9 protein-coding genes are annotated in these 11,745 nt (G+C 71.5%); 6 read left to right on the forward strand and 3 right to left on the reverse strand.

The window, feature by feature from the left end; all coding sequences use genetic code 11:
* Nucleotides 1–36: 36 nt before the first annotated feature.
* Nucleotides 37–429, reverse strand: coding sequence for an acyl dehydratase (locus tag VIL76_RS15875; protein WP_332046005.1), 393 nt, complete (start codon nt 427–429; stop codon nt 37–39).
* 147 nt (nt 430–576) lie between these two features.
* Between VIL76_RS15875 and VIL76_RS15880 the strand changes: the two genes are divergently transcribed.
* The 6 genes from VIL76_RS15880 to hisG all read left to right on the forward strand — a co-directional run bounded on the left by VIL76_RS15880 (nt 577) and on the right by hisG (nt 8,732).
* Entirely contained in the window at nt 577–2,646 is a 2,070-nt protein-coding gene (locus VIL76_RS15880) for a protein-disulfide reductase DsbD family protein (protein WP_332046006.1), read from the forward strand.
* Nucleotides 2,647–2,677: 31 nt separating this feature from the next.
* Nucleotides 2,678–3,319, forward strand: coding sequence for a thioredoxin family protein (locus tag VIL76_RS15885; protein ID WP_332046007.1), 642 nt, complete (start codon nt 2,678–2,680; stop codon nt 3,317–3,319).
* Nucleotides 3,320–3,343: 24 nt separating this feature from the next.
* Nucleotides 3,344–4,939 carry a glucose-6-phosphate isomerase gene (pgi, locus tag VIL76_RS15890; RefSeq protein ID WP_332046008.1) on the forward strand — a complete coding sequence of 532 codons (1,596 nt, stop codon included), beginning with the start codon at nt 3,344–3,346 and terminating at the stop codon, nt 4,937–4,939.
* A 270-nt stretch (nt 4,940–5,209) separates the two neighbouring features.
* Nucleotides 5,210–6,661 (forward strand): histidine--tRNA ligase, encoded by a 1,452-nt coding sequence (gene hisS, locus VIL76_RS15895; protein ID WP_332046009.1) that lies wholly within the window; start codon nt 5,210–5,212, stop codon nt 6,659–6,661.
* Nucleotides 6,658–7,770: an ATP phosphoribosyltransferase regulatory subunit gene (locus VIL76_RS15900; RefSeq protein WP_332046010.1), complete on the forward strand. Its 1,113-nt coding sequence runs from the start codon at nt 6,658–6,660 to the stop codon at nt 7,768–7,770. The genes hisS and VIL76_RS15900 overlap by 4 nt, the downstream gene beginning before the upstream one ends.
* Nucleotides 7,767–8,732 carry an ATP phosphoribosyltransferase gene (gene hisG, locus VIL76_RS15905; protein WP_332046011.1) on the forward strand — a complete coding sequence of 322 codons (966 nt, stop codon included), beginning with the start codon at nt 7,767–7,769 and terminating at the stop codon, nt 8,730–8,732. Before VIL76_RS15900 ends, hisG begins: the two co-directional genes overlap by 4 nt.
* Before the next feature lie 307 nt (nt 8,733–9,039).
* Here hisG and VIL76_RS15910 read toward each other — a convergent pair whose 3' ends face one another.
* Together VIL76_RS15910 and VIL76_RS15915 are read right to left on the reverse strand one after the other, a co-directional pair.
* Nucleotides 9,040–11,103: a M13 family metallopeptidase gene (locus VIL76_RS15910; protein WP_332046012.1), complete on the reverse strand. Its 2,064-nt coding sequence runs from the start codon at nt 11,101–11,103 to the stop codon at nt 9,040–9,042.
* 106 nt (nt 11,104–11,209) lie between these two features.
* On the reverse strand, nt 11,210–11,671 hold the full coding sequence (locus VIL76_RS15915) for a copper chaperone PCu(A)C (protein ID WP_332046013.1): 462 nt from the start codon (nt 11,669–11,671) through the stop codon (nt 11,210–11,212).
* Between the last annotated feature and the right edge of the window lie 74 nt (nt 11,672–11,745).

Here is an 11,745-nt window from a genome sequence, read left to right on the forward strand (position 1 = left end):
CGATCCACTCTCCGCAGGCGGGGAGGGAATACGCCGTTACCGCGCGAACAGGCTCCGGGTGAGGCACGAGAACACCAGCCGCCCCGCCTCATCCAGGAGGTCGTGCTGGGCGATGATGATGCCCTTGCCGTCGCCCACCGGGTCCTTGGCCATGATCGTCATCCGCCCGCGCAGCAGCTCGCCGGCGGGCGGGTTGCGCATCCAGCGGAGCGCATCAGTTCCCAGGCGCTTGGTCTGCGGCCAGTCGGTGGCGGACACCGCGTCCAGCTTGGCCCAGATCGCATAGACCATGGCGTCGGGCGCCCCGCGGTCGGCGGTCCAGCCCGGCGTGAAGGCCTTGATGAACGCCGCCAGCGCCTCGGGCTCCACGGCGCAGGCGCCCAGGTTCTCCACCTGGCCGATCTGGATGTCGTCGAACGATGCGGGCACTTAAGGCTCCTCAATTGAGAGGACGGCGGTATGCCTGCGCTGGCTCCGATGTCCAGCCGCTTTGCGCAACCGCAATGCCCGCGCCATATAGCGGCCAAGGCTTTCGAGGACCTTGTGCGGATGATGCGGCTTCTGGCGGGCTTACTGATGGCGCTGGCGTTTGCCGGCGCGGCGGCCGCGCAGCCGGTGGACACGGGGCACCTTACGGCCGAGCTGGTTCCCCAGGCCCGTGGGATCGCGCCCGGGCAGACGATCTACGTCGCCCTGCGCCAGAAGATCGACAAGGGTTGGCACACCTACTGGAAGAACCCCGGCGACTCGGGCGAGCCCACCCAGATCAAGTGGACCCTCCCGCCCGGGTTCACCGCCGGCGACATCGTCTGGCCCGCCCCCCACAAGCAGCCCATCGGGCCGCTGATGAACTACGGCTACTCCGACGAGGTGGTGCTGCCTGTCCCCGTCACCGCGCCCGCCGACGCGACGCCCGGCCAGACGGTGACGCTCAAGGCCGCGGCGTCCTTCCTGGTCTGCGCGGATGTCTGCGTTCCGGAGGACGCGGTCCTGCAGATCAGCCTGCCCGTCTCCGCCGGTCCTGTCGGCGCCGATCCGCAGGGCGGCCGCGCCATCGACAAGGCTCTGGCCCAGGCGCCCAAGCGCGCGGCGCTGCAGGCGGCTTTCCAGCAGCGCGGACCGGCGCTGCAGCTGGCGGTCACCGGCGCCCCGCTGAAGGCCGCCAACTTCGTCGACGCCTACTTCTTCCCCTATTCCGCCACGGTGATCGACCACGCAAAGCCCCAGGCCATCGAGCAGGGGACGGAAGGCCTGACCCTCACCCTCGCGCCCGGCTACGACTTCCAGAACGGCCCCGGACCGTCCGAACTCGCCGGCGTGCTCGCGGTCGGCGGCCAAGCCTACGAGATCACCGCCCGGCAGGCCCCGCTCCCCGCCGCCGCCGCCGGCCTAGGTCCGCCCGCCGCCGCCGGCGGCAGCGGGGCAGGGAGCTCGACGATGAGCCTCATCCCCGCCGTGCTGCTGGCCTTCCTCGGCGGGCTCATCCTCAACCTGATGCCCTGCGTCTTCCCAATCCTGGCCATGAAGGCCGCCTCCCTGGCCGGGCACGCCCACGAGGCGGCCGCGGCGCGCCGCCAGGGCCTGGCCTTCGGGGTCGGCGTGCTCGCCACCTTCCTGATCCTGGCCGCCGTGCTGATCGCCCTTCAGCAGGCCGGGCAAGCGGTGGGCTGGGGCTTCCAGCTGCAGTCGCCGGCGGTGGTGGCGGGCCTGGGCCTGCTGATGCTGCTCGTGGCGCTGAACCTCTCCGGCGTCTTCGAGATCGGGACCTCGCTGCAGGGGGCGGGCGGAACCCTCGCCACCCGCAGCGGCCTCGCGGGGGCCTTCTTCACGGGGGCGCTGGCGGTGGTGGTGGCCGCTCCCTGCACCGCGCCTTTCATGGGCCCGGCCATTGGATGGGCGCTCACCCAGACCGAGCCCGCTGCGCTGGCGGTGTTCACGGCCCTCGGCCTCGGCTTCGCGCTGCCCTTCGTCCTCGTCGCGTTCGTGCCGGCCTTCATCGGCCGCCTACCGAAGCCTGGCCCGTGGATGGACATCTTCAAGAAGGCGCTGGCGTTCCCGATGTACGGCGCGGCCGCCTGGCTGCTGTGGGTGGTGGCCCAGCAGGCCGACGCCGCCTTCCTCGCCCGCGTGCTGGCCGCCGCCATCCTGGTGGCCGCCGCCGCCTGGATCGGCGGCGCGGCCCAGCGCGGCCACGCCATGGGCCGCCGCCACGTCCCCCAGGCGGCGCTCGCCGCCGGCATCGGCGCCGTGGCCGTGGCCGCCGCCTTCTGGCCGGTCAGCGCCCCGCACGTGGAGGCCGAGCCCTACAGCGCCGAGCGCCTCGCCGCCCTGCAGTCCGAGGGGCGGCCGGTGTTCGTCAACTACACCGCGGCCTGGTGCGTCAGCTGCCAGGTGAACGAGCGGGTGGCGCTCTCCACCAAGGGCACGGCCCAGGCCTTCAAGCGTTACAACGTGGCCTATCTGAAAGCCGACTGGACGAAGAAGGACGACGTGATCGCCGCCGATCTCGCCCGCTTCGGACGCGCCGGCGTTCCGCTCTATCTTGTGTATCCCGGGGGCGGCGGAGATTACGCTATTCTGCCCAACCTCCTGACGGAGGCTTCCGTCGTGAAGGCCGTGGAAGCCGCCGCCAAGGGCAGCCGTTGAGCCAAGTCTGGTTGTGAGAAGGAGCCGAACGATGACGTCTCTCGCCTACACCCGCCGCGCCGCCCTGGTTCTGGGAGTGGCCGGCCTCGCCATCGCCGCCGCCCCGGCGCAGGCCGCGCCTGCGGTGGGCCAGCCGGCGCCCGCCTTCCAGGCCGTGGACTTCAACGGCAAGACCCGCTCGCTTGCCGAGTTCCGCGGCAAGACCGTGGTCCTGGAGTGGACCAACAACGGCTGCCCCTACGTCCAGAAGCACTACAACTCCGGCAACATGCAGTCCCTGCAGAAGCAGGCGACGGCCGAGGGCGTGGTGTGGCTCACCATCATCTCCTCGGCCCCGGAGACCCAGGGATACCTGACCGGCCCGCAGGCGAAGGCCTGGAAGACCAAGGCGGGCGCGGCCTCGACGACCGTTCTGCTCGACCCGACCGGCAAGGTGGGCCGCGCCTACGATGCGCGCACGACCCCGCACATGTACGTCATCGATAAGGCCGGCAAGCTCGTCTACATGGGCGGCATCGACGACAAACCGACGGCTAATCCGGAGAGCCTGAAGGACGCCAAGAACTACGTGAAGGCCGCGCTCTCAGACGTGAAGGCAGGGCGTTCCGTGGCGGTCGCCACCAGCCGCCCGTACGGCTGCAGCGTGAAGTACGCCCAGTCGGTGGCCGACTAATCCTCCCAGCCTAGAGAGGCCCTGTTGTCCGAGACCGACGCCGCCTGGGCGGCCCTGCATGCGGCGGCCGAGCGGGCGCGCGTGCGCCGCATAGCAGGTCTGTTCGACGCCGAGCCGGAGCGGCTGTCGCGCCTCACGGTCGAGGCGGCCGGCCTGACTGTGGACCTCTCCAAGCAGCCCTGGTCGCTGACCGACCTCGGCAATGCGCTGGACCTCGCCCGCGCCTATGACGTTGAGGCGGCCCGCGAGCGCCAGTTCGCGGGCGAGGCGGTCAACGCCTCCGAGAACCGCGCAGCCCTGCACATGGCGCTGCGCGCACCCAAGGCCGCCGACTTCCGGGCCAAGGGCGAGCCGGTCTCCCCCGAGGTGGACGCCACCCGGGCGAAGATCGCGGCCTTCGCCGAGAAGGTCCGGGCCGAACGCCGGATCCGCGCGGTGCTGCACATCGGCATCGGCGGCTCCGACTTCGGTCCGCGGCTGGTCTGGGACGCGCTGAAGCCCCTAGACCCTCATATCGAGCTGCGCTTCGCCGCCAACGTCGACCCCGCGGACATCGCCCAGGCGCTGACCGGCCTCGACCCCGCTTCGACCCTGGTCGTGGTGGTCTCCAAGACCTTCACCACCCAGGAGACCATGACCAACGCCGAGACGGCGCGGGCGTGGCTGCGCGAGGCGCTCGGGTCCGCCGCCGACGCCAACCTCGTCGCCGTCTCGGCCGCGCCCGAGGTGGCCCACGCCTTCGGCGTCCCCGCCGACCAGGTTTTCGGCTTTCGCGACTGGGTGGGCGGGCGCTATTCGGTCTGGTCGGCCGTGGGCCTCTCCTGCGCCATCGCGCTCGGTCCCGACGCCTTCGAGGCCCTGCTGTCCGGCGGGGCGGCCATGGACGACCACTTCCGGACAGCCCCGCTGGAGCGCAACGCACCCGTCCTTCTGGCGCTCGCCCATGTCTTCAACCGCAACGGCCTGGGCCGTCCGGTGCGCGCGGTCGTGCCCTACGCCCAGCGCCTGCACCTGCTGCCGACCTTCCTCCAGCAGCTGGAGATGGAGTCCAACGGCAAGCGGGTCACGGCCGATGGCCGGCCGGTCCGCGGCGGCACCTCGACCACCGTCTTCGCCGACGCGGGCACCAATGTTCAGCACGCCTTCTTCCAGATGCTGCACCAGGGGACCGACGTGATCCCTGTCGACTTCATCGCCGTGCGCGACGCCTCGGAGGGCGACGCCGCCGCCCAGCGCAAGCTGCTCGCCAACGCCATCGCCCAGGCCGAGGCGCTCATGGTCGGCAAGCCGGAAGCCGAGGTCCGCCGCGAGCTGGAAGGGAAGGGGATGTCGCCCGACGAGATCGCCCGCCTCGCGCCCCAGAAGACCTTCCCCGGCGACCGCCCCTCCAGCTTCATCCTGATGGACCGCCTGACGCCGCAGACCCTCGGCGCCCTGATCGCCCTCTACGAGCACAAGACCTTCGTCGAAGGCGTCCTGTGGGAGATCAACAGCTTCGACCAATGGGGCGTTGAGCTCGGCAAGACGCTGGCCAACCGCATCCTTCCGGAGCTCGAAGGCGGCCAGATCGGCGCCCACGACCCCTCCACCGCGGCGCTCATCGAGCGGCTACGCGGCTAGCGTCCGACTCGCTTCCTTCACACTTCTCCGCTACAAGCCCCGCCCGATGACCGGCGTCGCGCACCATCACGGCCACCACCATCCGACCCTCGCGGGATCGGCCGGGACGCGTTTGGCCTAAGCGCACCCTCCGAGCCCCGCCTTAGCGGACGGGGCCTGGCATCTGAAGCTCCGTCCGTCGCCCCCCTGCAGGACCGACGAGACATGACCAACCTTCCTTCCGAAAACGCCTTGTTGAGCCCGGACGCCGCAGCCGCTAAGCGCGGCGCCATGGCCGACAGCACCCGACCCGAGGCGCGGATCCCGCGCGGCTTCATTGATCGCCGTGCGCGCGACCTCGTGGCCGAGCGGGCCATCCTCGACGCCGTCTCGAGCATCTATGAGCGTTACGGCTTTGAGCGCCTGGAGACCGGCGCGTTCGAGTATGCCGACGCCCTGGGCAAGTTCCTCCCCGACGCCGATCGGCCGAACGAGGGCGTCTTCGCCCTGCAGGACGACGACGAGCAGTGGATGGCGCTGCGCTACGACCTGACGGCCCCGCTCGCCCGCTTCGCCGCGCAGAATTGGGAGACCCTGGCCAAGCCCTTCCGCCGCTACGCCTACGGGCCGGTGTGGCGCAACGAGAAGCCGGGGCCGGGCCGCTTCCGCGAATTCGTGCAGTGCGACGCCGACACGGTGGGCTCCGCCCGCCCGGAGGCCGACGCCGAGATCATCGCCATGGCGGTCGAAGGCCTCGAGGCCGCGGGCCTGCCGGCCGGCTCGGCCATCGTGAAGATCAACAACCGCAAGCTCCTCAATGGCCTGATGACCGCGGCCGGTGTCGCCGACGAGGGCCAGAAGCTCGCCGTCCTGCGCGCCGTCGACAAGCTCGACCGACTGGGCCGGGACGGGGTCCGCCTGCTGCTGGGGGAGGGCCGGAAGGACGAGTCGGGCGCCTTCACCAAGGGCGCGGGCCTGAACGCCGCGGCGGCCGAGCGCGTGCTGGCCTTCACCGCCGCCGGCGTCGGCGGGCGGTCGGAAACCCTGGCCAAGCTGGCCGAGGTGATCGGCGGGTCGGAGGAGGGCGACGCGGGTCTCGCCGAGTTGGACGCCATCGACCGGGCGCTCGCCGGCCTTGGCGTCGGCCCCGACCGGGCGGTGGTGGACCCCTCGGTCGTCCGCGGCCTGGAGTACTACACCGGCGCCGTCTTCGAGGCGGAGCTGCTGCTCTCCACGACCGAACGGTTCGGCTCGGTGGGCGGCGGCGGCCGCTACGACGACCTGGTGGCTCGTTTCACCGGCGAGCGCACCCCGGCGACCGGCTTCTCCTTCGGGGTCTCGCGCCTGGCTGCCGCCCTGCGCGCCGCCGGCCGCGACCTGGCCGCCGAGGTGCGCGGGCCGGTGGTGGTGATCGCGTTTTCACAGGAGCGCATGGCGGACTACTTCGCCGTCGCCGGCGAGCTGCGCGCCGCCGGCATCCCCGCGGAGGTCTACCTCGGCTCTTCCGGCATCAAGGCGCAGATGAAGTACGCCGACCGGCGCCTCTCGCCCGCCGCGGTGATCATCGGCGACGACGAGCTCGCCGCTGGTACCGCCACGGTGAAGGACCTGGACCTCGGCCGTGAGCTCGCCAAGGGCGTCGCCGACAACGCCGCCTGGCGCGAGCAGCGGCCGGGCCAGCAGGTCGTCCCGCGCGCCGAGCTTGTGCAGGCGATCCGCAAGATCCTGGACGGCCGCCCGTGAGGGCCGAGCCCGCCGCGCCGCGCGAGGCGCTGGCCGCCATCCGCGCGCCGCTCCACGCGACGGGAGCGGAGCCGGCGGACGCGCCCATCCTGCAGCCGCTGAACCTGCTTCTCGACCTCGCCGGCGAGGCCATGCGGGCGCGGCTGTTCATCGTCCAGGCCGAGGGCGGGGCGGAAGCCTGCCTGCGCCCCGACTTCACCGTCGCCATCGCCCGCGCCCACCTGGAGAGCGGCCGCGCCGAAGGCCGCTACGTCTACGAAGGCCCCGCCTTTCGAGCCTCCCCCGAGGCGGACCGCCCGGAGGAGTTCGTCCAGCTGGGGCTGGAGATGTTCGGCGGCGACCCGCTGGCTGCGGACGTCGAGGCCGCCAGTCTCGCCTGGGCCTCAGCTGCAGCGGGGGGCCGCAGCGATCTCACGCTCTGGCTCGGCGACGTCGGCCTGCTGGGCCCCTTCATCGAGTCGCTGTCCCTGCCGGCCGCCCTCGCCGCGCGGCTGAAGCGGGTGGCCGGCCGTCCCCGTCTCCTCGCCGCAGAGCTCACCCGTACGGAGCGGGCCGCGCCCGCCGCCGGCGGCCAGCTCGCGGGCCTGCTCTCCGGTCTGTCGGAGACGGAGGCCGCCGCCATGCTGGAGGAGGTCTGGGCGCTGGCCGGCGTGGAGCCGGTCGGCGGCCGCGGCCCCGCCGAGATCGCCGCGCGCCTGATCCGCAAGGCCGAGGCTGCCGCCGCCCCGGCGCTGACCGAGGACCAGGCCATGGCGATCCGCGATTTCATGGCGATCTCGGCCACGCCCTCCGAGGCGCTCACCTGCGTGCGCGAGCTCGCCGGCCGCAAGACCAAGGCGCTGGACGCCGCCCTCGACGCCTGGAGCGCCCGGCTGGACGGCCTTGCGGTCCCGGAAGACCGGCTGCGTTTCGCCCCCGCCCTCGGCCATGCCTTCGACTACTACGACGGCCTCACCTTCGAGGTCCGCTCCGAGGCCCTGGGCGACGACCGCCCCGTCGCCGTCGGCGGTCGCTACGACGGCCTGCTCGCCCGCCTCGGCGGTCAGGGCGGCCGCGCGGTGGGCTGCATGGTCCGGCCCTGGCGCGCCTACGCGGGAGGCGAGGCATGAGCGGGCTCCCAACAAGCGAACTCGTGATCGCCGTCCCCTCCAAGGGCCGCCTGAAGGAGCAGGTGGAGGCCTGGCTCGCCGACTGCGGCCTCGACCTGCGGATCACCGGCGGGGCTCGCGGCTACCTCGCCGAGCTTAAGGGCCTGCCCGACGCCCAGGTGCGCCTGCTGTCGGCGTCCGATATCGCCGATGCGCTCGACGCGGGCGATGTCCACCTGGGTATCACCGGCGAGGACCTGCTGCGGGAGCGCGGCCAGGACCTGGAGCGCCGTGTCCTGCTGCTCAGGGCCTTAGGCTTCGGCCGCGCGGACCTGGTCGTGGCCGCGCCGAAGAGCTGGCTCGACGTCGAGACCATGGCCGACCTCGAGGAGGTGGCCCATGACTACCTCGCCCGCACCGGCGGCCGTATGCGCGTGGCCACCAAGTACCTGGCGCAGACCCGCGCCTTCTTCGCCCGCCACGGGGTGGTGGACTACCGCATCACCGAGTCAGGCGGCGCCACCGAAGGCGCGCCCGCATCCGGCGCGGCCGAGGTGGTGGTCGACATCACCACGACCGGCGCCACCCTGGCCGCCAACGGCCTGAAGGTGCTCGCCGACGGCGTCATCCTGAAGAGCCAGGCGCAGCTCGCCGCCAGCCTGCGCGCTGCCTGGACGCCCGCCCAGCTCGCCGCCGCCGAGCGCCTGCTGCGGGTCGTCGAAGCCCGGGCGGCCGCGCTCACCAGCGCCACCCTGATCTGGCCGGCTGCCGGCGACGCGGCCGAGGCCGAGGTAGTTGACGCCCTGGTCGCCGCCGGCGCGTCGCGCCGTCCCAACGGGCTGCTGGTCGGCGCCGACGGCGTGGCGGACGCAGCCGCCGCGCTCGCCGGCGCGGGCCTAGGCCCAGTGACCGCGGCGCGACCCGACTTCGTCTTCGAGGTCGGCTGCCTGCCCTTTGAAGCGCTGGTCAAACAGGTTCTTTGACGCGTGAGTCAAAAAACGGTGTAAATTTGTGCCAGCTCGCGAAAATGTGGCCTCAACGTGCCCGTGGGACCTCCCCGGGCCGTTGACTCGGGCACAAAATTGCCGTTCCTTCAGTCCGCGAGAGACATGACGGCGCTAGTCCTGAGGTCTCCGGCGTTTCGGGGAGGAAACGCCCGCTCTATCAGAGCGACTGCTCAAAATACGGCCCGCTGCGATTATCCCCCGCAGCGGGCCAAATTTTTGCCTACAGCCCAGTTTTGACATGAACGTCAGAAAAGGCGGCGCCGAAGCGCCGCCCTCCGGACGATCACCAGATCCGCACGCGCTCGCCCGGCGCCACGTACATCTTGTCGCCGGCCTTCACGCCGAACGCCTCGTAGAAGGCGTCGATGTTGCGGACCGGCACGTCGACCCGGGCCTGCGGCGGGGAGTGCGGGTCGGACACGAGCTGCTGGCGCAGCCGGTCCTCGCGCATCTTGCCGCGCCAAACCTGCGCCCAACCCAGGAAGACCCGCTGGTCGCCGGTCAGCCCGTCCAGCACCGGGGCCGGCGCCCCCTTCAGCGAGGCATGGTAGGCGTCGAGCGCCAGTTGCAGCCCGCCCAGGTCGGCGATGTTCTCGCCCATGGTCAGCTCGCCGTTGATCTTGGCGCCAGGCAGCACTTCGAAGGCGGCGTACTGCGTGCCGAGCTTCTCGGCCTGCGCGCTGAACTTGGCCGCGTCCTCGGCCGTCCACCAGTCCGTGAGCCGGCCCTTGGCGTCATAGCGCCGCCCGGAATCGTCGAAGCCGTGGATCAGCTCGTGGCCGATCACCCCGCCGATGCCGCCGTAATTGATCGCCGGATCGCCGTCGGGGTCGAAGAACGGCGGCTGCAGGATCGCGGCCGGGAAGACGATCTCGTTCTTGGTGGGATTGTAGTAGGCGTTGATGGTCGGGGGCGTCATGCCCCACTCGTCGCGGTCCATCGGCCCACCCAGGCGTCCCACCCGGTAGTCCCAGTCGAAGTCGATCGCCCGCTGCACGTTGCCGTAGAGGTCGCCCTCGCGGATCTGCAGCCCCGAATAGTCGCGCCACTTGTCGGGGTAGCCGATCTTCACCGTGAAGCTCGAGAGCTTCTCCAGCGCCTTGGCCTTGGTCGACGGGCTCATCCAGTCGAGCCGCTCCAGGCGGCCGTTCATGGCGGTCCGGATGTCGCCCACCAGCGCCAGCATCTTGGCCTTGCTCTCTGGCGGGAAGTAGGCGTCGACGTAGAGCTTGCCGAGCGCCTCGCCGATCTGGCTGTCCACCAGGGTCACGCCGCGCTTCCAGCGGGGCTTCTGCGCCTGCTGTCCGGACAGAACCTTGTCGCGGAACTCGAAGCGCGCCTGCTCGAAGCTGTCGGAAAGGTAGGGCGCCGCCTGGTCGGCCAGGTTGAACGCCTGCCAGGCCTTCAGCGTCTCCACCGGCGTCTTCGCGTAGATGGCCGCGATCTTCGGGAAGGCGCTCTTCTCCTGCACCACCACCTTCGATGCCTTGGTCAGCTTCGCCCCCTGCACGAAAGCGGCCCAGTCGAAGCCGGGCGCAACGGCTGACAGCTTCGCCGTCTCCGTGAGGTTGTACATCTTCTCGTCGTCGCGCCGCTCGGCGAGCGTCCAGGACGCCTTGGCGATCTCGGTTTCCATGGCCAGGATCGCCTTGGCGTGCGCGTCTGGTGTCTCCCAGCCGGCCAAGCGCAGGATGCGGGCGATGTACTTCTCGTACTCGGCCCGGTGCTTGGCGAACGAGGCCTCGAGGTAGTAGTCGCGGTCGGGCAGGCCCAGGCCCGCCTGGCCCACATAGACCGTGTACTGGTCTGGATCCTTGGCGTCGGCCTCCACATACGCCGAGAAGAACGAGCCGCCGAAGTTGTGCAGCGAGGCGCCCATGGTGCGCGCCACGTCGCTGCGGGTCTTCTCCGCCCGGATCGCCGCCAGGTCCTTCGCCAGCGGCTTGGCGCCCAGCGCCTCCACGGCCTTCTCGTCCATGAAGCTGCGGTAGAGCGCCCCTACCATCGCCCGCTCCCCGCGGGCCGCGCGGTCTGCCGCGGTGGTGTCGAGCAGGACGTGCAGCCGGTTCTGCGACAGCTCGTTCAGCGCATCGAAAGCTCCGAACCGCGAGCGGTCGGCGGGGATCTCCAGGGCGTTCAGGTAGCCGCCGTTGGCGTGCTGGAACAGGTCGTGCGCCGGGGTCACCGAGGTGTCACGGCCGGCTAGGTCGAAGCCCCAGGTCCCCATCCGCGGCGCCTTCGAATAGTCGGCGCCGGATGGGCCGCCCGGGGTGGCCTGCTGGGCGAGGGCCGCGGGCGCGGCCAGGAGGGCGGCCGCCGCGGCGGCGCCGAGCCAGAGGGATTTCATCGATGAGCTCGCAAAGGCTGTTGTTGTGGGCCGACCATGGCCCCTGGGCGAGCCGTTACGCCCGTTACATTTTGGTCAGGATCGGCAGGCGGCGCGCCCGGCGCCATCAGTGGTGGTGTCCCTCCACCGGCGGGCCCATCCCGTCGGAGACGGTGAAGGCCACGGACAGCGTCCGGCCGCTGGCGAAGGTCAGGGTCGCGGGGAATTTCTGGCCGGCCGTGAGCGGCGACTTCAGCCCCTTCAGCATCAGGTGGTAGCCGCCCGGCGCCAGGGCCACCTTGCCGCGCGGCGGGATCACCAGCCGCTCCACACGGTCCATGCGCGAGACCCCGCGGGCCAGGTTGGAGCGGTGCACCTCAACGGCCGCCGCCACCGGGCTCTTCACCGAAACCAAGGCCTCGGCGCTGCCGCCGCTGTTGGTAAGCGTCAGGAACCCCGCGCCGGTCGTGCCCGCCGCGGCCGGTCGGCTCCACGGCTCGGCCGCACTCACCGGCCCGGCCGTGTAGGTTCCCGCCTGGGCGGCGCTGGCGGCGATGAGGAGGGCGGCGCCCGCGGCGAGAGGCTTCATCGGCTGTGCAATTCCCGGGCGGGCGGACGGCTCCTGGTGGTCTAGGCCCATCGCGGCGTTTGGCAACCCGCTCC

This window comes from Phenylobacterium sp., assembly GCF_036563285.1.
GTDB lineage: Bacteria > Pseudomonadota > Alphaproteobacteria > Caulobacterales > Caulobacteraceae > Phenylobacterium.